The sequence below is a fragment of the Porphyrobacter sp. YT40 genome (genome assembly GCF_006542605.1).
GTDB lineage: Bacteria > Pseudomonadota > Alphaproteobacteria > Sphingomonadales > Sphingomonadaceae > Erythrobacter.
The window spans coordinates 3,674,085-3,694,950 of sequence record NZ_CP041222.1 but is presented as its reverse complement, the minus strand read 5'-3'; the positions used below and the strand labels follow the sequence as shown (position 1 = coordinate 3,694,950).

The 20,866-nt window shown below is 67.3% G+C and carries 21 protein-coding genes; 10 read left to right on the top strand and 11 right to left on the bottom strand.

Annotated elements, in window-relative coordinates:
- Positions 1–78: 78 nt before the first annotated feature.
- The 3 genes from E2E27_RS17335 to E2E27_RS17325 form a co-directional block, all read right to left on the bottom strand.
- Positions 79–852, bottom strand: a complete 774-nt coding sequence (locus tag E2E27_RS17335) for a hypothetical protein (RefSeq protein ID WP_141461308.1) — start codon at positions 850–852, stop codon at positions 79–81.
- Positions 853–971: 119 nt separating this feature from the next.
- Positions 972–1,796 (bottom strand): hypothetical protein, encoded by an 825-nt coding sequence (locus E2E27_RS17330; RefSeq protein ID WP_141461306.1) that lies wholly within the window; start codon positions 1,794–1,796, stop codon positions 972–974.
- On the bottom strand, positions 1,793–2,683 hold the full coding sequence (locus E2E27_RS17325; RefSeq protein ID WP_141461304.1) for an MBL fold metallo-hydrolase: 891 nt from the start codon (positions 2,681–2,683) through the stop codon (positions 1,793–1,795). Before E2E27_RS17325 ends, E2E27_RS17330 begins: the two co-directional genes overlap by 4 nt.
- A gap of 55 nt (positions 2,684–2,738) precedes the next feature.
- Between E2E27_RS17325 and glpK the strand changes: the two genes are divergently transcribed.
- Positions 2,739–4,211 (top strand): glycerol kinase GlpK, encoded by a 1,473-nt coding sequence (gene glpK / locus E2E27_RS17320; RefSeq protein ID WP_141461302.1) that lies wholly within the window; start codon positions 2,739–2,741, stop codon positions 4,209–4,211.
- Between the two features lie 3 nt (positions 4,212–4,214).
- Here the strand turns inward: glpK and E2E27_RS17315 are convergent, their stop codons facing one another.
- On the bottom strand, positions 4,215–4,676 hold the full coding sequence (locus tag E2E27_RS17315) for a DUF1465 family protein (protein WP_141461300.1): 462 nt from the start codon (positions 4,674–4,676) through the stop codon (positions 4,215–4,217).
- A gap of 154 nt (positions 4,677–4,830) precedes the next feature.
- Positions 4,831–5,040, bottom strand: coding sequence for a DUF465 domain-containing protein (locus E2E27_RS17310; RefSeq protein ID WP_017666379.1), 210 nt, complete (start codon positions 5,038–5,040; stop codon positions 4,831–4,833).
- 284 nt (positions 5,041–5,324) lie between these two features.
- On the opposite strand from E2E27_RS17310, the gene E2E27_RS17305 reads away from it, so the two are divergent.
- The 5 genes from E2E27_RS17305 to tilS all read left to right on the top strand — a co-directional run bounded on the left by E2E27_RS17305 (position 5,325) and on the right by tilS (position 11,118).
- Positions 5,325–5,492, top strand: coding sequence for a YdcH family protein (locus tag E2E27_RS17305; RefSeq protein ID WP_086607245.1), 168 nt, complete (start codon positions 5,325–5,327; stop codon positions 5,490–5,492).
- An 80-nt stretch (positions 5,493–5,572) separates the two neighbouring features.
- Entirely contained in the window at positions 5,573–7,858 is a 2,286-nt protein-coding gene (gene ptsP, locus E2E27_RS17300; protein ID WP_141461298.1) for a phosphoenolpyruvate--protein phosphotransferase, read from the top strand.
- A 230-nt stretch (positions 7,859–8,088) separates the two neighbouring features.
- Positions 8,089–9,006, top strand: coding sequence for a helix-turn-helix domain-containing protein (locus E2E27_RS17295; protein ID WP_181443497.1), 918 nt, complete (start codon positions 8,089–8,091; stop codon positions 9,004–9,006).
- Positions 9,007–9,133: 127 nt separating this feature from the next.
- Entirely contained in the window at positions 9,134–10,123 is a 990-nt protein-coding gene (locus E2E27_RS17290; RefSeq protein ID WP_141461294.1) for a tetratricopeptide repeat protein, read from the top strand.
- Positions 10,114–11,118, top strand: a complete 1,005-nt coding sequence (tilS, locus tag E2E27_RS17285) for a tRNA lysidine(34) synthetase TilS (protein WP_141461292.1) — start codon at positions 10,114–10,116, stop codon at positions 11,116–11,118. Before E2E27_RS17290 ends, tilS begins: the two co-directional genes overlap by 10 nt.
- 115 nt (positions 11,119–11,233) lie before the next feature.
- Here tilS and E2E27_RS17280 read toward each other — a convergent pair whose 3' ends face one another.
- Positions 11,234–12,052 carry a L,D-transpeptidase family protein gene (locus tag E2E27_RS17280; protein ID WP_141461290.1) on the bottom strand — a complete coding sequence of 273 codons (819 nt, stop codon included), beginning with the start codon at positions 12,050–12,052 and terminating at the stop codon, positions 11,234–11,236.
- Between the two features lie 170 nt (positions 12,053–12,222).
- On the opposite strand from E2E27_RS17280, the gene E2E27_RS17275 reads away from it, so the two are divergent.
- Complete coding sequence (locus tag E2E27_RS17275; RefSeq protein ID WP_141461288.1) at positions 12,223–13,761, top strand: tetratricopeptide repeat protein; 1,539 nt, start codon at positions 12,223–12,225, stop codon at positions 13,759–13,761.
- Between the two features lie 250 nt (positions 13,762–14,011).
- Here E2E27_RS17275 and rimO read toward each other — a convergent pair whose 3' ends face one another.
- On the bottom strand, positions 14,012–15,382 hold the full coding sequence (gene rimO / locus E2E27_RS17270; protein ID WP_141461285.1) for a 30S ribosomal protein S12 methylthiotransferase RimO: 1,371 nt from the start codon (positions 15,380–15,382) through the stop codon (positions 14,012–14,014).
- Positions 15,383–15,449: 67 nt separating this feature from the next.
- Between rimO and E2E27_RS17265 the strand changes: the two genes are divergently transcribed.
- Both E2E27_RS17265 and E2E27_RS17260 read left to right on the top strand, forming a co-directional pair.
- Positions 15,450–15,701, top strand: a complete 252-nt coding sequence (locus tag E2E27_RS17265; RefSeq protein WP_353653627.1) for a DUF6356 family protein — start codon at positions 15,450–15,452, stop codon at positions 15,699–15,701.
- An 18-nt stretch (positions 15,702–15,719) separates the two neighbouring features.
- A complete protein-coding gene (locus E2E27_RS17260; protein ID WP_141461283.1) occupies positions 15,720–16,121 on the top strand; it encodes a DUF1761 domain-containing protein in 402 nt (133 codons plus the stop codon).
- A gap of 55 nt (positions 16,122–16,176) precedes the next feature.
- Here E2E27_RS17260 and E2E27_RS17255 read toward each other — a convergent pair whose 3' ends face one another.
- The 4 genes from E2E27_RS17255 to serS form a co-directional block, all read right to left on the bottom strand.
- Positions 16,177–16,665 (bottom strand): hypothetical protein, encoded by a 489-nt coding sequence (locus tag E2E27_RS17255; protein ID WP_141461281.1) that lies wholly within the window; start codon positions 16,663–16,665, stop codon positions 16,177–16,179.
- 131 nt (positions 16,666–16,796) lie between these two features.
- Positions 16,797–17,867: a potassium channel family protein gene (locus E2E27_RS17250; RefSeq protein WP_141461279.1), complete on the bottom strand. Its 1,071-nt coding sequence runs from the start codon at positions 17,865–17,867 to the stop codon at positions 16,797–16,799.
- A gap of 267 nt (positions 17,868–18,134) precedes the next feature.
- On the bottom strand, positions 18,135–18,899 hold the full coding sequence (surE, locus tag E2E27_RS17245; RefSeq protein ID WP_141461277.1) for a 5'/3'-nucleotidase SurE: 765 nt from the start codon (positions 18,897–18,899) through the stop codon (positions 18,135–18,137).
- A 139-nt stretch (positions 18,900–19,038) separates the two neighbouring features.
- Entirely contained in the window at positions 19,039–20,481 is a 1,443-nt protein-coding gene (serS, locus tag E2E27_RS17240; RefSeq protein ID WP_141461275.1) for a serine--tRNA ligase, read from the bottom strand.
- 98 nt (positions 20,482–20,579) lie between these two features.
- On the opposite strand from serS, the gene E2E27_RS17235 reads away from it, so the two are divergent.
- Complete coding sequence (locus E2E27_RS17235) at positions 20,580–20,861, top strand: hypothetical protein (protein WP_141461273.1); 282 nt, start codon at positions 20,580–20,582, stop codon at positions 20,859–20,861.
- The last annotated feature ends 5 nt before the right edge of the window (positions 20,862–20,866 follow it).

Sequence of the window (20,866 nt, the reverse complement as noted above, 5' to 3'; positions counted from 1 at the left end):
CTCGGTCCCCAAAACATCAGGAGAGGTCGATATAGGCACTGGCCCGCGATTATCGAGCGAAAAGCTTGCGCCCCCGCGCTACATCGCAAAACCGGGCGGCAGGAAAGCCTGCATCGGCCGGGCAGCGCCGGGGGTGCCGGCAATCACCGCTTCCGTAATGGCATAACCCAGCGGCGAGTAGGCCAGCACCATCGAGGCGAGGAAGGCGCCGACATTGATTCCCATGCCCCACCAATAGGCCGGGTGAATGCGACCATGGGCGCGCCAGTCGGCCACCATCGCCACAATGCCGAAGGCGAAGCTCGCCCCCACCGCGATCGGCCAGGCGTAGGGTATGAACAGCGGCATCGGCAGCAACCGCCCGAGGCCGGGGCCAGTGAGAATGCTCATCGCCACCAGCATCAACCGCCGGTGCCACCCGCTGTGCCGACGCACCCGCAGCGCCCACAGCGCGAGCCCCCCGAAGGCGAGCAGGCCGGCGAGGTTGCTGATCAGAAACTCGTTCTGCGCAAAGAAGAACGGCCCGCCGCTGCCGCGCAGCGAGACGAGGATGATCGTCACTCCTGCCAGCACCATCGCCGGGACAAGAACATAGGCGAGCTTGCCGAGCCTTTTGTGCAGGGCGACATGGCCGGTGGCGATCGTCACCGCCTGCGCCAGATAGAGGCCGAGCCAGGTCATGAAGATCACGCCGTGGACATGGAACGCCAACGGCAGCGCGAAGCTCGACCGGCCCATCGCCAGATTGAGACTGAAGCCCGCCACGATCACCAGCGCCATCGCCAGCGCCATTGCGAGAAAGAAGCGCGTGCCGTCATCCGCCGCGCGCGTGCCCTGTGCCAAAGTCGCCATGTGCCCGATCCCCCCGACTATGCGCCCCCTGACGGAAGAGGAACACGAAACGGGGTCGGCGGCAAGCGTGATCTGTGCCGCCCGCAGCGGCAGATCGACGGACGGCGTTCAGCGGTCCATCAGTAGCGGCACAGGCTCTCGCAGGTGTCGGTCGCCATCGCGGTCTTGATGAGTGCGGTCGTCGCCAGCGCCTCGGGGTCCTGCGTTGCGGGCAATTGGTCGATCGAGGCGGTGACGTAGGTGCGCAGCTCGGGCGTCAGCGCGGCGGCGAGGGGATCTGCCACCTCGGCCAGATAGGCAGCGAGCCGGGCCCTGTTCTCGGGCGTGGTGGAAGGATCGCGCAGCGCCATCGCGAAGCCGATCAGCGTCTGCGCGCCGCCCTGCCGCATCTTGCGCGCGCCGTCGATGCGGATGGGCGTGCGTTCGGCCTCGGGCAATCCGGCAAGGAAGGCCGAGAGGGTCGGAAAATGCTTCACCATGCAGCGCAGCCCGCCGCCCGTCAGCACCGTCATCGCGTCCTGATAGCGCGCGGCGTTCTGCAATTGCAGCGTCTGCAACTGGGCGGTGAAGGTCTGCATTTCCGCCGGAGTCGGCGGGGCGGCATCGGCGGGGCGGCGCAGCGCTGCGGCGCCATCGAGCACGTGCCGCACCGACAGGCGGTTAAGCGGCTCGCACACGCTTTCGAAGGTCGCGAAGCCGTTCAGCGGGAAGTCCCCCTCGCCGAAAAGGTCGAGCGCCTGCTCGATCGCGGCGAGATCGGCGGCGTTGGCGGCGGCATCGGTGGTGGCGATCTCGGGCCCGCTTTCGACCGGCCCGAGCCTCCGGGTGAGCGAACCGACAGCCGCGGTGAAGGCGTCCTGCGTGCTTTGCTGCGCGGCGAGCGGCCCGCTGGCCAGCATCGCAAGTGCTGCGGCCAGCCCCGCCTTGATGGTCGTCTTGATCATTCCGCGCCCTTCCCGATGTGCCAGATATCGCCCGCCCTAGCGGCCAGCCCGCGCCTTTCCAAGTCGATGAGATGCGCGGTGACGCTCATCTCGGCCGCCCCGATCAGGCGCGGGTCGAGGCCCTTGTACATCGCGGGGATGAAATCGCTCACCGGCCGCGCGGCCTCGCCCAGCAGGCGCAGGATCTGGTTCTCGCGCTGGCGGCGGTGGCCGATCATGCCGCGCACGAGCTGTTTGGGCTTCTCGATCGCGGCGCCATGGGCCGAGTGGTAGCGCACATCGTCGCGCGCCATCAGCTTGTCGAGGCTCGCCATGTAATCGCCCATGTCGCCATCGGGCGGGATCACCACGCTGGTCGACCAGCCCATGACATGATCGCCGGTGAACAGCGCCCCGCTTTCCTCCAGCGCGAAGCACAGGTGGTTGGAGGTGTGCCCCGGTGTCGCCACAGCCGTGAGCGTCCAGCCGGTGCCGCGCATCGCCTCGCCATCGTCGAGCACGCGGTCGGGGGCATAGGTCGGATCGAAGGCCTCGTCCGAGCGCGGCCCGTCCACCGCCAGCACCAGCGGCGCGCAGCCGACGATCGGCGCGCCGGTCCGTGCGGCAAGCGGGGCGGCGGCGGGCGAGTGATCGCGGTGGGTGTGGGTGCACATGATCGCGATGACCTTGCGACCCGCAATCGCGGCGAGGATCGCCTCGATATGCGCAGCCTCGTCCGGGCCCGGATCGATCACCGCGCAGTCCGGCCCTTGCGGCTCTCCGACCACATAGGTCTGGGTGCCGGTGAAGGTATAGGGCGAAGGGTTGGGCGCGAGCACGCGGCGCACCAGCGGCTCGACATCTTCGGCCAGGCCCGTGGGCCAGGGCTGTGGGGGGATGGTGACCATGGCCTTGCATATGAGGCGGGGCATGGCAGAAGTCACCCCCGAGAGAGGGTTACCCATGTCCGATTACATTCTCGTCCTCGACGAAGGCACTACGTCCACCCGCGCGATGCTGTTCGCGAGCGACGGCGTGCTGGTCGCCAGCGCGCAGGCGCCGCTGACGCAGCATTACCCGCAAAGCGGCTGGGTCGAGCACGACCCGCGCGAGATCTGGGACAAGACGCTCGCCTGCGCGCGCGAGATGCTGCCCAAGGCGGGCGGGGCGGCGATGATCGCCTGCATCGGCATCACCAACCAGCGCGAGACCGTGGTGGCGTGGGACCGCCAGACCGGCGAGCCGCTCACCAACGCCATCGTCTGGCAAGACCGCCGCACCGAGCCCTTCTGCATGGCGCTGCGCGAGGCGGGGCACGAGGCCGGGGTGCAGCAACGCACCGGCCTGCTGCTCGACCCCTATTTCTCGGGCACCAAGATGCGCTGGATGCTCGACAATGTGCCGGAGGTGAAGGCGGCCGCCGACAAGGGCACGCTCGCTTTCGGCACGGTCGAAAGCTGGCTGACCTGGAAGCTCACCGGCGGCGCGGCGCATATCACCGATGCCAGCAATGCCAGCCGCACGCTGTTGATGGGGCTGGAGGACGCGCAGTTCGACGAGGGGCTGTGCGACCTCATCGGCGTGCCGCTGGCGGCGCTGCCGGGCGTGGTCGACATGGCCGGGCCGCTCGCCATGTCCGATCCGGCGCTGCTGGGCCGGGCGATCCCGATCACCGGGCTGGCGGGCGACCAGCAGGCTGCGACCATCGGGCAGGCCTGCCTTGCGCCGGGCCAGACCAAGGCGACCTTCGGCACCGGGGCCTTCGTGCTGACCTGCAACGGCGAAACGATCCCGCGCTCGACGCACCGCCTGCTCGGCACGGTGCTGACCCAGATCGAGGGCGCGCGGACCTATGCCATCGAAGGCTCGGTCTTCGTTGCGGGGAGCCTGGTGCAGTGGCTGCGGGATTCGCTCGGGATCTTCGAAGTCGCCGCCGAGACCGAGGCGCTGGCGCGCTCGATCCCCGATGCGGGCGGGGTGGTGATCGTGCCCGCGCTTTCGGGCCTCGGCGCGCCGCATTGGCAGGCCGAGGCGCGCGGCGTGATTGCAGGGCTCAGCTTTGCGAGCGGCAAGGCGCAGCTCGCCCGCGCGGCGCTGGAGGCGATGGCGCACCAGACCCACGACCTGTGCGCCGCCTTCACCGCCGACGGCGCGCCGTGGCACAGCTTGCGCATCGACGGCGGCATGGCGGCCAACGACTGGATGGCGCAGGATCTCGCCGACATGCTGGGGGTGACGGTCGAGCGTCCCGGGTTCGTCGAGACCACCGCGCTCGGCGCGGCGATGCTGGCGGCGGCGGGGGCGGGGCTCTACCCCGATCTCGCCAGCGCGGCGCAGGCGATGCGCGGACGGCTGGCGACCTTCGAACCGGCGATGGAGGATGGGGTCAGGGACGCAAGGCTGGCGGCGTGGCGCAAGGCGCTCGTTGCCGCGTAGTCCTTAGCCGAAGCGGCCGAGCTCCCGCCCGATGCGATCCTGAAAGGCGCGCGCGGGGGAGGTCATCTCGAAATGCTGGCGCCATGCCTCGTCCAGCCGGGCGATGCGCTGGTGGAGCTTTTCGGTATCGGCGATCAACGCGCGGATTTCGGGCTCGAGCAATGCCAGCTGCGCTTCGTCCGAGCCGCGATCGGGCGGCAGCGCGCCGTGCAGGCGCATCTGATTTTCGCTGAGCTCGCCCGAAAACAGCGCCCGCTGGTTGAGCAGCCAGGCGAGCACGTGCATCATCCGGGTGGTGGTTTTGAGCCCCTCGGTCGACAGGGCGAGACGCGCGAAGGCATCCTCACTCGCCAGCGGTTCGCGCACGCCGGCGGCGAACACTGCGCGCACCTCGTCCGCCAGAACGAGCGCCTCGGAATAGAGCGCCTCGATGATCGGGCGCGAAAGATCGGTGGTGCGGGCCATGGCGGCGGAGATTACGCCTGCCCGGCGCGGGCCGCCATATGACTATGGTTACTTTCCAAGTAATTTTCACATCCGTCCCTTCCGGGCACAGAATTGACGGGTTGTTAAGGATGGTGGCGGGTGGTCTGCGCCGCGCGCAACCACGACCGCAAATCTACGCGATGATATCCGGCAGCAGCGTGTCCTCGATGATCGCGATCTGGTCCTTGAGGCGCAGCTTGCGTTTCTTGAGGCGGGCGATCTGGAGCATGTCGGCCGAAGCGCTGCCGCGCGCGGCCTCGGTCAGCGCGGCGATCGCGGCGTCGAGGTCGCGGTGCTCGGTCTTGAGCAATTCGAGCTTTTTGCGCAGCTCCTGCTCGGTCATCGTCGGCTGTCTTCCTTCGCGTGCGTACCGGGAGCCCGTGCTCCGCCCCAAATGCCCGCCCCCGCTACGCGTTCCCGCAGCGCTTGGGTAGATGGCACGCGCACAAATCCGGTGCCGACCCCGTCACGGTTCATCCCGCGTGGCGGCAACCCCATCGATTTACGATCCATCAGGGCTTTGCAAGCTAGCCTTGCTGTGGTTCTTTCGAACCTGCGGCTCGGCCGTACCCTAAGCCGAGTCGCCTGCCCGGGGGCATCCCCCCGCTTATGACAGGAGAACGCCTTATGGCATCATCAGCCGTGTTGTCTCACCTCCATGCCCTTCAGAGCAAGCACGCCGGCCTCGAAGCCCGGCTGCGCGACGAAATGGCCCGGCCCGTGCCCGACACCGCAATGATCCAGTCACTCAAGAAGCAGAAACTGCGATTGAAGGAAGAAATCGCCGCGCATTGACGGCGTAACACGATGGCGCGCGGCGCAGCAGCGATCTGCGCCATTGCAGGTTGATGGTCTGAACCGTAAACCTGCCAGCCATGACCGCAGCTGCCGCCGCCCGCCAGATCCTCACCCGCCTGACCGATGTCATGGCCTCGCGCATGCACGCGCAGGGCAAGCTCGATCAGGTGGTCGAGATTATCGGCGAATGCCTGTCGAGCGAGGTCTGCTCGATCTATCTGCTGCGCGAAGGGATGCTCGAACTCTTCGCCACCCGCGGCCTCAACCAGAGCGCGGTGCACGTCACCCGCATGGGCGTGGGCGAGGGGCTGACCGGGGCGATCGCCCAGAAGGTCGAAACGCTCAACCTGGCCGAGGCCAAGGCCCACCCCGATTTCCTCTACCGCCCCGAAACGGGCGAGGAAAAATTCCACTCCTTCGCCGGTGTGCCGATCGTCTACCGCGAACGCGCGGTGGGCGTTTTGTGCGTTCAGCATGTCGAACCGCGCCGCTACGAAGAGGTCGAGATCGAGGCGCTCCAGACCACCGCGATGGTGCTGTCCGAACTGATCGCCAATGCCGAACTGGTCGACGAGGAAGAGGCGCGGGGCCTCACCGCCGAACAGTCCGGGCCTCAGACGCTGACCGGCCTCACGCTGGTCAAGGGGCTGGGCGCGGGCGTGGCGGTCTATCACCAGCCGCGGGTCGAGATCACGCAGGTCATGGCCGAGGATACCGAGCTCGAACGCCAGCGCGTCTACCGCGCCTTCGACCGGATGCGCGAACAGATCGATGCGCTCGCCAGCCAGGCCGAATTCGGGGTCGGCGGCGAGCATGAAGAGGTGCTCGAAACCTACAAGATGTTCGCCTACGACGAAGGCTGGTCGCGGCGCATCAACGAGGCGATCGACAGCGGACTCACCGCCGAAGCCGCGATCGAGCGGGTGCAGCAGCACACCCGGATGCGGATGCGCGAGATCGACGATCCGCTGCTTGCCGACCGGATGCACGATCTGGAGGATCTCGCCAACCGGCTGATCCGCATCGTCGCAGGCCAGGTCGGCACCGCCGCCTCGCAGGGCCTGCGCAAGGACACGATCCTGATCGCCCGCAATCTCGGCCCGGCCGAGCTGCTCGAATACGACAAGCGGCGGCTGAAGGGCGTGATCCTCGAGGAAGGCTCGCTCACCGCCCATGTCGTGATCGTCGCGCGGGCGATGAACGTGCCCGTGATCGGGCGCATCAGCAACGGCAAGGGCGGGGGCGTGCGCACCGCGATCCGCGAAGGGGACGAGATCCTGCTCGACGCCAGCGCGGGCAGTGCCATCGTGCGCCCGCTGCCGCAGGTGGCCGAGGCCTTCCACGCGCGCTTCGCCAAGAGCCGCGAGAAGCAGGCGGCCTACGCCAGCTTGCGGGATGTCGAGCCCTTCACGCGCTGCGGCACGCGCATACAGGTGATGATGAATGCCGGGCTGCGCGACGACATGAGCTCGCTCGGCCTGACCGGCGCGGACGGGGTGGGCCTGTTCCGCACCGAGTTCCAGTTCCTCGTCAGCGCCACCCTGCCGCAGCGCGAGCGGCAGACGCGACTTTACCGCGACGTGCTCGATGCCGCGGGCGACAAGCCGGTGATCTTCCGCACGGTCGATATCGGCGGCGACAAGTCGGTGCCCTACCTCGCCAGCGAAATCGCCGCGCAGGACGAGAACCCGGCGATGGGCTGGCGCGCCCTGCGCCTCGCGCTGGAGCGCGAGGGCCTGATGAAGATCCAGGCGCGCTCGCTGCTCGAAGCCGCCGCCGGGCGCTCGCTCTATGTGATGTTCCCGATGGTTTCCGAACCGTGGGAGTTCGATGCGGCCAAGGCGGTGTTCGACGAACAGCTCGCCTTCCTGCGCAGTCAGAAGAAGCTGCTGCCCGAACGCATCAAGTTCGGCGCGATGCTGGAAGTGCCCGCGCTGGCCGAGGTGCTCGATCTGCTGCTGCCGCGCCTCAGCTTCCTGTCGATCGGGACGAACGACCTCACCCAGTTCCTGTTCGCCGCCGACCGCGCAAATCCCAAGCTGGCCGAACGCTATGACTGGCTCAGCCCTTCGATCCTGCGCTTCCTGCGGCGGGTGATCCAGAATTCGGTCGGCTCGGGCGTCGATATCGGCGTGTGCGGCGAGATGGGCGGACGGCGGCTTGAGGCGCTGGCGCTGATGGGGATCGGCTACCGCCGCCTCTCAATCACCCCCGCCGCGGTCGGCCCGATCAAGGAGTTGGTGCGCAAGGTCGACCTTGCCGAACTCACCGCCGCGATGACCGGCTGGCTGGCCGATCCCTCGATCAGCCTGCGCGCGCAACTGGCGGGCTGGGCCGACGAGCGCGGGATCGAATACGACTGACGCTGCGGCGGGAAAGTTGCGGCCTTGCGAAGAAGCGTGGCTGCAGCGCGCCCACCCGATGCCGCAACGCTTGACAGGAATCGCCTGAACGGGTGAGTCCCGTTCAAGGACAATTCACGCACACTCTCACACAACAGCCTCGCAAGAAGGCGCGGACCCGGGTCATGGACAGCGACAATTTCAATAGCGCAGATGCTGCGCCTCAACTTCCCCTTTCCGGGCCGGGCGCAATGCTGCGCCGCGCCCGCGAGGAACAGGGCTTCGATATCATGCATGTCGCGGCGCTGACGCGGATTCCGCGCCGGCACCTCGAAGCGATCGAGGCCGACGATTTCGAAAGCCTGCCCAGCCGCGCCTATGCGATCGGCTTTTCGCGCACCTATGCCAAGGCAGTGGGGCTCGATCCTGCCGAAATCACCGACGCGGTGCGCGCCGAGCTTGCCGACGGGTCGATGCGGCGGGTGGTGCCTTCGGCAACGATGGAGCCGGGCGATCCGGCGCGGTTGCCGTCCTCCGGGCTGGTCTGGGCGATGGGCGCGGCGGTACTGGTCTTCGCGGTCGGGGCCTTTGCCTTCTACAACAGCTATTTCGGTGCGGGAACCGTGCCGGGTTCTCTGGCCGAGCCGCAGGTCGCTGCGACCGGCGCACCGGCAGCCGTCGCCTCGGCCCCGGCTGCGCCCGACGCTGCTGCGAACGGCCCGGTGGTGCTGACCGCGATGGAAGAAGGCATCTGGCTGCGTGTCTATGAAGAGGGCGGTGAGCGCCTGATCGAGCGCACGCTCAAACAGGGCGAGGCCGTGACCGTGCCGGCGAGCGCCAGCGATCCGCGCATCAACACCGGCCGGCCCGATGCGCTGGCGGTGACGGTGGGCGGACGCGAGGTCGCGCGCCTGTCCGAGAGGCCGCAGACGATTGCGGGCGCGCCGGTATCGGCCGCAGCACTGATGGCGCGAGCCTCTACGCCCGCTGCCGCGCCGAGCGGTGCGCCGGTCGCGACCGGGGCGCAGGCTCCGGTGCTACAGCCGGCGGCGGCACAGACCACTGCGATGCGGACGACACCCGTCTCCGCCCCGGTGACGGAGCGGGCCGCAGCTCCTTCTGCCGAGCCTGCGGCGGCGACCGAACCCGCCCCGGCGGGTCAGCGTTAATCCTTTTCCCGTTGATTAGGTGGCCTGCCGCTCTCGACTTGGCCCGCGGCAGGGGGCAGGGATTCCGACGATATTCATGTGGCCTGCGCCACGCCAATGCGGCCATAGCCAGGGAGCCCGACGCACCATGACCCAACCCTCGCGAACCCTTGCCGTCCGACTTGTCGGCGCAGCGCTGATTGCCGCGACGCTCGCGCCTCTGCCCGCCGCCGCGCAGGACGGCGCCGCCGAGGCCCGGCTCCGCAAGGTCGAGGCCGAAGTGCGCGCGCTCCAGCGCAAGGTCTTCCCCGGCGGAGACGGACGTTTCTTCGAACCCCAGATCGCGCCCGAGACCGCCCCGGCAACCACGCCGCAGACCACAACCGGCGCCCCTTCGACCACGGCGGTGACCGACATTCTGGTGCGGCTCGATGCGCTCGAAGCGCAGTTGCAGCGTCTCACCGCGCGGTCCGAGGAACAGGCCAACGCGCTGTCGCAAATGGAAGTGCGGCTGGCGGCGCTGGAGACCGCAGCCAACGCGCCGCTCAGCACCGTGCCCGCGCTTCCGGCGACGTCGATGACCGCGCCTTCGGTCTCGACCGCGCCCGCACCCACGCCGCTCCCCGCCACGCGCCCGCCGGTGCAGACCGCGCAGCAAACCCCGCCGCCCGCGCAGACCGCGCCGGTCGCCGCTCCCTCGCCCGCGCGGCTTGCTGCGGTGCAGGCGATCACCAAGCCGCAGACCGCGGACGCGGGGGATGACGAATATTCCTACGGCTTCCGCCTCTGGAATGCCGGGTTCTTCCCCGAAGCGCGCCAGCAGCTGCTGAAGTTCGTCGAGCAATATCCCAACCACCCGCGCATCAGCTTCGGCCGCAACCTGCTGGGCCGCGCCTTCCTTGACGACCGAATGTATGACGAGGCCACGCGCTGGTTCCTGCGGAACTATCAGGCCGACAAGAACGGCGACCGCGCGCCCGACAGCCTGCTTTATCTCGGCCAGACCCAGATCGCCAAGGGCGACATGCCCAAGGCCTGCATCGCGCTTGCCGAATTCGCAGCGACCTATCCGCTGGTCGCGACCGGGCGGCTGGCCGATGAATACAAGGCCAGCGTCGCCAAGGTGAAGTGCAGCTAGACGCCGCCGCCGCCCGCCGCTTTGCCGCCGACCTCGCGGCGCTCTGGCCCGAAGACGAGCGCGGCGGGGCGCTGGGGCTGGCGGTCTCGGGCGGGCCGGATTCGCTCGCGTTGCTGCTGCTCGCCGCCGAGGCCCTGCCGGGGCGCATCGCAGTCGCCAGCATCGACCATGGGCTGCGGCCCGAAGCGGCCGATGAAGTCGCGATGGTCGGGCGCATTGCGGCCGAGCGCGGCATTCCCTTCACGCCGATCAGCGTAAGCCTCGCCCCCGGCAATCTGCAGGCCGAGGCGCGCCGTGCACGCTATGCCGCGTTGGCAGACTGGGCGGGGGCCGAGGGACTGGGCGCGATCGCCACCGCGCACCATGCCGACGATCAGGCCGAGACGCTGCTGATGCGCTTGGGGCGCGGAAGCGGTCTGGCAGGCCTCGCCGGGGTGCGCGCGCGCAGCGTGATCGAGGGGAGCGCAATCCCTCTGCTGCGCCCGCTGCTCGCTTGGCGCAAGGCGGAACTGGCGGCGCTGGTCGAAGCCGCGGGGATTACGCCAGCGCAAGACCCGAGCAACACCGACTCCGCCTATGACCGCGCCCGGCTGCGCGCCGCGCTGGCGGAGGCGGACTGGCTCGACCCGCTCCAGATCGCCGCCAGCGCCGGCCATCTCGCCGAAGCCTGGCAGGCGCTGAGCTGGTATGCCGAGCTCGACTGGCACGAGATGGTGATGCGCGAGGAGGGCGACAGCGGCGCGCCCGGCTTCAGCTATTGCGCCAATGCGCCGCGCATCATCAGCATCGAGACGATCCTCAGGATCATCCGCGAACTGGGCGGCCACGTCACCCGCACCGAGGCCGCGCGGGCCTGGGACCGGCTGTGGGCGGGCGAGAATGCGTCGCTCGGCGGCGTGCTGGCGGTGCCGGGGGTGGAGCGGGTCGAGAAGGTCGGCGTGACGATGCGCGTCTGGCGCTTCCGGCCCGAGCCTGCGCGGGGCAGCGTAAACTAGAGCCCGTACGTCCTGAGCTTGTCGAAGGACCGTTTTTCTTTCTGCTGCGGCAACGCCACCAAAAGTGAAGTGCGGCCCTTCGACAGGCTCAGGGCGAACGGTTTTCCGTCTCCAATCACATCACCTTGTCGCCGACCCCGATCATCTTGCCGCGCGTGATGATCACCTTATCCCCGCGCTTCGATGCGGCGAACAGCTTGGCGGCGAATTCGTCCGGCACCCCGATGCAGCCGTGGCTGGCATAGCCGTTCATCACCGGCGAGCCGTGGATCGCGATCCCATCCCACGTCAGCCGCAGTGTCCAGGGCATCGGCGCGTTGTTGTATTTCTCCGAGACATTGTCCTTCTCCTTGGTCAGGATCGGGAAGCTGCCGAGCGGGGTGGGGTGCTGCTGCGTGCCCAGCAGCGCGACTGCGGTGCCAATCTCGTGCCCGTCACGAAAGGCGCTGATCACGCGCGCTTCGAGATCGACGGTGATGACCAGCTTGCCCGTCTTGGGCGCGGCGCTTTCGTCCCAGAACCAGTCGCCATAACGGATCGAGCCTTCGATCGGCAGGATCGACTTGATCACGAAGGGATCGTCGCCGGCGAGCGCCGCCGGTGTCGGCGCGGCGACGGCGGGCGCTTCGGCAAGCGGCTGCACCACCGGGGCGGGGATCATCCGCACCGCCGGCCCGCGCGGCGCTTCGGCCTCGGGCTCCGGTTCGGGGATGGTAAAGGCGGGCGCGGCGGTCAGCGGCGGCAGCCCGGCATAGACCGCCGCAGCATCGTCGCCCGCATCCATCGCCAGATCGGGATCGACCTCTTCGAAGGTGCGCTGCGCCTGCGCGGTCACCACCTCGGCGGCATCGGCCGCGCGGTCGGCATCGGATTGCGCCAGCGCCGCAGCGGGCAGGGCAAGACAGGCGAGCGGGAGAGCGAATGTGCGGATCATGGGCATGGTATATGCCGCGTTAACCGCCGCGCCGCCAGAGCCTAGCGCCCCCGCGTCCCTCGGCGGCACGGTGGCGGGGGAGGGGTTAACGGGGACGGGGTTTCCAAAATTCCGCTTTCCTTTGCGCTCCTTTCGCGGGAAAAGACAGGCTGAACAAGGGGATCGCCGAAATGTCATCGCTCACCCGCACTGCTTTGGCCGTAGCGGCCCTGCTGCTGGCCGCCCCGCTCGCCGCGCAGAACGGCCCGCGCGTCTCGGCGCCCGCGCCACTGCCAGATCTGACGGGGATGACCAGCCAGCAGATCTATGAGCTGTTTGCCAAGGACGAGAATCGCTGGTCGCGCGAGCCATGCAGCTTCGGCGCGCCGGTGTTGCTGGCACTCGAGGCCAAGGCGCCGCGGCCCGTGCCGATCCGCCGCCTGCGGCTGATCGCCGAGGCGTTGTGCGCCGACACGGAGGAGCGCTTTGCCGATGGTGCGCGTGTAATGCAGCAGGTGCGCGCGCTGACGCCCGACGATCCGGCCACCGGGATGGCGATCTACTTCGCACGCCGGCAGGGGGATGCTGCGAGCGTGCTGGCCCTTCTCGGCGGGCTGGGGCAGAAAGAGATCGAGCAGCTGGACGACAGTGACTACTTCGCTGCCGGACGGATGCTGAGGACCCACGGGCGCGGCGAGGCATTCGATGCGCTGGCACTGCAATGGGTGGATGAGGGTAAGCTCCCCTTCTTCGATACCGATTTGCACAGCCCGATCGCATTCGACGCGCTGCGGGCCGCCGCGCGAGCGGGGCGCAACGATCTTGTCGATCAGTTGCTGCTGCCGATCACCAGCCCCGGCAATTATGTCGTCCTGCTCACCCATCGCGAGTTCGAGCCGTTCTGGCCGCAGATCGAACAGCGCGCCGGGCCAAATCTGGCCGCGATCGGGGAGGAGAACGTCAACCTCACCCGCACCCGGCTGATCAACGCCCCCGAAGACCGCGACCGGTTTTCCGATGCCGCCCACGCGCTGCATTACAACGGCCAGTTTGCCGAGGCGATCGCGCTGGCGCAGCGCTGGCGCGACCGGGCGGAGAGCGGCAAGGCGATTGAGGAAGGCGATGCTTGGGCGCTCAACATCCAGGCCTATGCGCGTGATTCGCTCGGTCAGCATGAGGCGGCCGACGCCGTGTTCGACGAGTTGGCGAAGCTCGATCCGGAGCAACATAACTGGTTGGTCAATTTCGTGATCAACCGGGCAAGCCGCCTTGTCGGACAGGGCCGCTGGGAGGAGGGTCTTGCAGCGGTCGACCTTGCGCGTACCGTCGCAGACACGCAAGGCACCACCTACGCCAAGATGATCGTCGCTGCAAACCGGGCCTGCGCTCTCGAAAAGCTGGGGCGGGCGGAGGAGGCGGTGGAGGAGCTGAGCTTCCTGCGCGCCAATGTGAAGGAATCGCACGCTCTGGCTGTGCGCGGGCTGGTGTGTCACGGACACCGGGACGAGGCGGCGGCGCTGCTGCTGACAGGGCTGCGCGATCCGGAGCAGCGCCCGGTGGCGCTGGAAGCATTCCAGACCGACGAGCTCGACCTGTTCTACACCGCGTCGATTCTGCCGCAGGCAAGCGACCTGCCGCCCTTCTATCCCGAGCTGGCAGATGAGCTGGCGCGGCATATGCGCCCGATTCCCGAAGCCTATATCCCGCAGGCATCACTCAAGCGGGTGTAGTTGAAGGAGGGGGCGCAGCCCTGACGCAGGCAAGTGTGCGCGGCATTTTCCTACCGAGCATCGCCGCGCTATCGAGGTGCGCTGCTCTTTGCCATTGTCCGGCTTCCTTCAGATCTCCGCGTATCCCGCGCGCAAAAAAGGCGTGTCCGTCCGCTCCCGGAACGAGCCTGGAAGCCTTTTTAAAACAGCTATTTGCGGCGGGGTTGGGAAGGTGACACGGTGTAACTTGTGTCCTCTTTCCAACATCGGGTCAGGCGATCATCCCGAACAGGTCGTGCGCGTCGGCGTCCTCGATGGTGGCCTCGACGATGTCGCCGGGCTTGAGGCTGCCGGGCACGTTGCGCAGATAGACCGCGCCGTCGATCTCGGGCGCGTCGGCCTGGCTGCGGCCCGTTGCGCCGATATCGCCATCCTCGTCAGGCTCGCCCACTTCGTCGATGATCACGGGGAGCGTGCGGCCGACCTTGGCGGCGAGCTTGGCGGCGCTGATGCGCTCGGTCACTTCCATGATCCGGGCGTAGCGTTCTTCCTTCACCGCCTCGGGCACCTGATCGGGCAGGGCATTGGCCGCCGCGCCCTCGACCGGCTCGAAGCGGAAGGCGCCGACGCGGTCGAGCTGGGCTTCCTCGAGCCAGTCGAGCAGGTAGCGGAAATCCTCCTCGGTCTCGCCGGGGAAGCCTACCACGAAGCTGGAGCGGATCGCGATGTCGGGGCAGATCGCGCGCCAGCTCTTAAGGCGTTCGAGCACCTTGGCCTCGTTAGCGGGGCGCTTCATCAGCTTCAGCACCTTGGGGCTGGCGTGCTGGAACGGGATGTCGAGATAGGGCGTCAGCAGCCCCTCGGCCATCAGCGGGATGACCTGATCGACGTGCGGGTAGGGGTAGACGTAGTGGAGCCGCACCCAGGGCGTCAGGCCTTCGGGCGTGCGAAGCTGGCCGAGTTCGCGGGCGAGGTCGGTCATGTGCGCCCGCACCTCGCGGCCCTTCCACTGGCGCGGTTCGTGGCGGATATCGACCCCGTAGGCGCTGGTGTCCTGCGAGATGACGAGCAGTTCGCGGGTGCCCGCCGCGACCAGCTTCTCGGCCTCGCGCAAGCAGGCGTCGATCCGGCGGCTGGCCAGCTTCCCTCGCAGATCGGGGATGATGCAGAAGGCGCAGGAGTGATTGCACCCCTCCGAAATCTTGAGGTAGGAATAGTGGCGCGGCGTCAGCTTGATATCGGGCTGCGGGATCAGATCGACGAACGGCCCTTGCGACGGCGGTGCGTGGGTGTGCACCGCCTCGACCACCTGTTCGTACTGGTGCGCGCCCGTCACCGCGAGCACGCTGGGGTGCGCCGCGCGGATCGCGTCGGCCTCCTCGCCCATGCAGCCGGTCACGATCACCCGGCCATTCTCGGCGATGGCTTCACCGATCGCGGCGAGGCTCTCTTCCTTGGCGGAATCGAGGAAGCCGCAGGTGTTGACCAGCACCACGTCCGCGCCCGCATAGTCCTCGGCAAAGGCATAGCCATCGGCCCGCAGCCGGGTGAGGATGCGCTCGGAATCGACGAGGGCCTTGGGACAGCCGAGGCTGACCATGCCGATCTTCTTTTGATCGGGGAGAGTGGTGGGGGTGTTCATTGCGGGGCGCCCCCTACACTGTGCGGGGCTCTCGCGCTAGGCTTGACGATGGTCGGCGGGCGAGGGCATGACTGCTGGTATGATCGCCAAGCTCTTCACCGACCACCCGCGCGCCATCGGCGAGACCTATGGCCAGCACGCCCGCACCGCCCTCAGCTTCGGCTGGCGCATGATGGTGGGGGGGCTCGCGTGCATGGTGCACGCGCTGGTGCCCGGCCTGTTCGTCAAGACCGCAAGCCGCACCGTGGTGCAGCTCGACGCGGAAATGCGCGGCCGCAAGCCGACCGCGGCGGAGGAAGAATTCGCCTACGTCATCTGAGGCGAGGGAGCGGCTGACATGAGTGATTTCGCCCTGATCCCGGTGCTCGCCGGAACCGCCGCCTTCTTTCTCGTCGGCGCGCTGTGGTACGGGGTGCTGTTCAGCAAGCCGTGGCAGCGCGCCGCGGGGCTATCGAACAGCCAGCTGCAAGGCAGCAACATGGCGCTGATTTTCGGCCTGACCTTCGCCTTCGAGATGCTGGTGGCGATGGTGCTGTGGCACCTCCTCGCCCGCACCGACCCGCCCGCCTTCGTGGTGATGATGATGGCGGTGGGCTTTGCTGTGGGCGTGATGATCCCGGCGATCGGGATCAACTATCTCTACCTCAGAAAGCCGCTGGCGCTGTTCCTGATCGACGCGGGGCACTTCCTCGTCGGCATGGCGGCGATGGGCGCGGTGTTCGTGTGGTTCCGCGGGTGAGGTCTGGAAGTGGGTAGAAATAAGACAGGCTGAAGTTGCCTCGATCAGACAGGCATCAGCGTGCGATTTCGAGCCTCAGGATGACACCAGATTGATGACAGATGCGAACCTGTAAATCTTCACGAATGGGGCCACCATGTGAGGCCGAATTATTGAAACCCGACGACATTATATAATCCGAATAGCTGAATGATTTGCCGGCGACTTCAAACCGTTCAGTGTCATGGCCTTCCCTTGGCATCGGATGAAAATTTTCTACCCTTCCTTCGACAGTCTCGCAGTTACCTTCTTTCAACGCTTCAGACGCAGCTAAACTGCGGGAGATTGTAACGCCGCCAACTATAACTGTCCAAGCGATGGCAAACAGGAATACGAGCCAGTTGAAAATCGGCGACTGTGCTCTCCGCACAAACCCGATAGCTGCCACAAATTTAGGACGAAAAACAAGGATCGCGCCCACGAGCGACACCACGAGGCCCGGAATTATGAAACCGATACCCTTCAGGGCGACGTCCGAAGCGTCGAAAACAGTGACGTAATTCATTTGCCCATCTTGAAAGGTGCGCTGCGGCGATCAAGTAATAATCTGTGGCTCTAACCAATTTCTGGTTCGGGGTTGAAAGCTGAGCGACGGTTCCCCGTCCGCGACGACGCGCAAGCGCCGCCTTCTCACAGCTACTCCGCCTCGCCGCCCACCGTCGGCACGATCTCCACCACCACATCGCCGGGCTGGAGGGTCTGACACTCCTCCTCCCAGAAGCCGATCGCGCGGCCGTTGCGATAGAGGCGCAGGCCTTGGCCGCCGCTTTTCAAATCGGTGATCGGCTTGCCGCATTCCTCCGCGCCCACCACCCGCTCGACCAGCTGCACCCGTCCGCCGACGCTGGCGAGGTCGGCGAGGTAATCGGCGATGTGCGCACCCTTGACGCTGCCGGCCAGCAGCAGCCCGGTGAAGCGCACCGGGTTGATGACATTGTTCGCCCCTGCCTGCCGCGCGAGCAGTTCGTTGTCGTCGGCGCGCACCACCACGCTGATCGGCACGTCGGGCGCGAGGTGGCGCACGGTCAGGACGATCAGGATCGAGGTGTCGTCGCGCCCGGCGCTCACCAGCACGCTCTGCGCCGCGTCGATGCGCACCGCCTTCAGCGTCTCGTCGCGGGTGGCATCGGCGGCCATGACGTTGACGCCGAGCTTCTCTGCCTCGGCGAGGCGATCCTCCGAGGGATCGATCACCACGATGCAGCGCGGATCGACCCCGCGCTCGATCAGCTCGCCCACGCTCTGCGAGCCGGACACGCCGTAGCCCAGCACCACCACATGATCGGTGAGCTGTTCCTGAATCCGGGCCATGCGCCATTTCTCCCAGCTGCGTTTGATGACGAAATCGTAGGCCGCGCCCACGAAGATAAAGAGCACCGCGATCCTGACCGGGGTGACGATCAGCGCTTCGATCATCCGCGCGCGGTCGCTCACCGGAGCGATATCGCCGAAGCCGGTGGTGGTGACGCTGATCATGGTGAAATAGACCACGTCGATGAAGCTGATGTCGCCGTCGACATTGTCGACCAGCCCATCGCGGTCGAACCAGTGGATCAAGATGACCATGCCGAGCAGGAGGAAGGCGACGCCTAGCCGGATGAAGACGTCGCCCCAGACCGGCAGGCGCACCTCGCGTTTGAGCGGGCGGAACGGCTCGGTCCGCTTGCGCTTGCGCTTGAAGGGGTTGAGGCTGACGTCCTGCGCCATCAGAGCACTTTCCGACCAATCCGGATCGCCCTGATCGCGTCAGGAAGTCCGCTGGATAGGAGTGGCGCGAAGCAGGGGCTGGTTGCCCCTGCAAGGGCCGCGACGAAGCCAGCGGACTTCCTGACGCGACCCTGAAGGGGCGGGCCGCTTTTGGCCCAGCGCGGCGTCGCTCCTCGCTCACTATGCTTGGGCATGGCTTACTCGTCGTTCCTTGCTCTGGGCCAAAATCGGCTCCGTCAGGGTGACCCGGATTGGTCGGAAAGTGCTCTAGTCGCCGAACCGCTCCGCCAGGATACCGATGGTCGAATAGTGGGTGAGGTCGAGCTGCAGGGGCGTGACCGCGACGAAGCCGTCCTCGATCGCTTCGAGATCGGTGCCGTGGTCGAGCGTGTGCTCGATCTGGTCGAGCCCGAACCAGAAATAGCGGTAGCCGCGCGGGTCGCGGCCTTCGACGATGGTGCCGCGCGAATAGTCGTGGAAGCCCTGCCGCACGACGCGGATGCCCTTCACAGCCTCGGGGGCGAGCGCGGGGAAGTTGACGTTGATGAGCGTGCGCTCCGCCATCGGCGCGTCGATCAGCTTGGCGAGCACTTTCGACCCCCATTCGCGCGCCGCGCCGAAGGGCACGTCGTCGCCCATGCCTTCGCGGGCATAGACCTGGCTGAAGGCGATCGCGCGAATGCCCGCCAGTGCGCCCTCGATCGCGGCCGAGACGGTGCCCGAATAGGTGATGTCGTCGGCAAGGTTCGCCCCGCGGTTGACGCCCGAGAGGATCAGGTCGGGCGCATCGGGCATGACCTCGCGCAGTGCCATCATCACGGAGTCGGTGGGGGTGCCGGTGACGGCAAAGCGCCGCTCGCCATGCTTTTGCAGCCGCACCGGGCGGGTGAGCGTGAGCGAGTGGCCCGCGCCCGATTGCTCCTCGGACGGGGCGCAGACCCAGATATCGTCGGAGAACTGGCGCGCGATCTCTTCCAGCACCTTGAGGCCGGGGGCGTGGATGCCGTCGTCATTGGTGAGGAGAATGCGCATCAGACGACCCCCTCGTTCCGTTCGTGCTGAGCTTGTCGAAGCACTGTATTTCCTTTGATTGCGCGGTTCGCGAAGAAGAAAAGCAGCCCTTCGGAAGCGAAGCTGTTGCGCAGCAACACCGCTCAGGGCGAACGGAATTCTAGTTGGGCGTGATCACCTCGATCCCGCCCATGTAGGGGCGCAGCGCCTCGGGCACCGTCACGCTGCCGTCGGCGTTCTGATAGTTCTCGATCACCGCCACCAGCGTGCGCCCGACCGCGAGGCCGGAGCCGTTGAGGGTGTGGACGAACTCGGTCTTCTTCTGCTCGCCTGCGACGCGGTAGCGGGTGTTCATGCGGCGCGCCTGAAAGTCGCCGGTGTTCGAGCAGGAACTGATTTCGCGGAAGGCGCCCTGTCCGGGGAGCCAGACTTCGAGATCATAGGTCTTGCGCGCGCCGAAGCCCATGTCGCCGGTGCACAGCAGCAGCTTGCGGTAGGGGAGGTTCAGGCGTTCGAGGATGGTCTCGGCGGCGCGGACCATGCGCTGGTGTTCGGCCTCGGAGTCCTCGGGCCGCACGATGCTGACCAGCTCGCACTTCTCGAACTGGTGCTGGCGGATGAACCCCCGCGTATCGCGCCCCGCCGCCCCGGCCTCGGAGCGGAAGCACAGAGTGAGCGCGGTGAGGCGCATGGGGAGCGCGGCTTCGTCGAGCAACTCGCCCATGACGCTGGCGGTGAGGGAGACTTCCGAGGTGGGGATGAGCCAGCGGCGGGTCATTTCCGGAGTTGCGAACTCAGCGAGCCAGTTTTTCTTAACTCGCTCTACCGCTCGCTGAAGCCCATCTGTTCCAACCGACGCTACAATCTCGTGCTCTTCATCAGCGATTTCTTTTGCGACCTTGTCGATCGTAGAATTTAACCAATTTACGTAGCTGATGTTGGTCTGAAAACTATCCCCCGCAAACTTGGGCAGCTTGTCGGTGCCGTACATAGCCTCATCGCCCACCAGCACCGGCGGGTTGCATTCGGCATAGCCATGCTCGCCGGTCTGCACGTCGAGCATGAACTGGCCGAGCGCCCTGTGCAGCCTCGCCATCCCGCCGCGCAGGAAGGTGAAGCGCGCGCCGGAGAGCCTTGCGCCGGTTTCGAAATCCATGCCCAGCGTCGGGGCGATGTCGGCGTGTTCGCGCGGCGTGAAGTCGAACGCGCGCGGGGTGCCCCAGCGGCTGACTTCGACGTTCTCTTCCTCGCCCGCGCCGTCGGGCACGTCCGCGCCCGGCAGGTTGGGGATCACTTCGAGCTTCGCCTTGAGCGCGCCCGCAAGCTCGTCGGCGCGGGCTTCAAGCGCGGGCATCTGCTCCTTGAGCGCGGCGACTTCGGCCTTGATTGCCTCGGCCCCCTCGCGGTCGCCCTTGGCCATGGCGGCGCCGATCAGCTTCGAGGCTTCGTTGCGGCGCGATTGCGCCACCTGCACCGCGGTGGTCGCGGCGCGGCGTTCCTCGTCGAGCGCGATCAGCTGCGCTGCGAGCGGCTCCAGCCCCCGCCGGGCAAGGCCTGCATCAAACGCTTCGGGGTTCTCTCGGATCAGGCGAATGTCGTGCATGGGCCGCGCTATGCCCGCTCATGCAGGGCAAGAAAAGCCGCAATCGCGATGGAACATCCTGCCGCCCGCAAGGCTTGGGGCATCAAGGAGTAGATACCATGATCCGTAAACTGATTGGCGCCAGCATCGGCGCAAGCCTCGCCAAGCGTCACAAGGCTGCCGGCGGCGTCACCGGCGCCGTGGTGGCGGGCGCTGTTCCCGCGATCATCGCGCGCATCAGCCTGCCCGCGATGGCGGTGATCGGCGTGGGCGGTTACCTCGCCAAGCGCTACCTCGACAAGAAGGCGGCCGAGCCGACGCCGCCGCAGTCGGCAGAGCCGACCAAGCCCGCACCGCAGACGGCCCCGCTCACCCCCCAGACCGCACCGATGGCGCACTGAGGCCG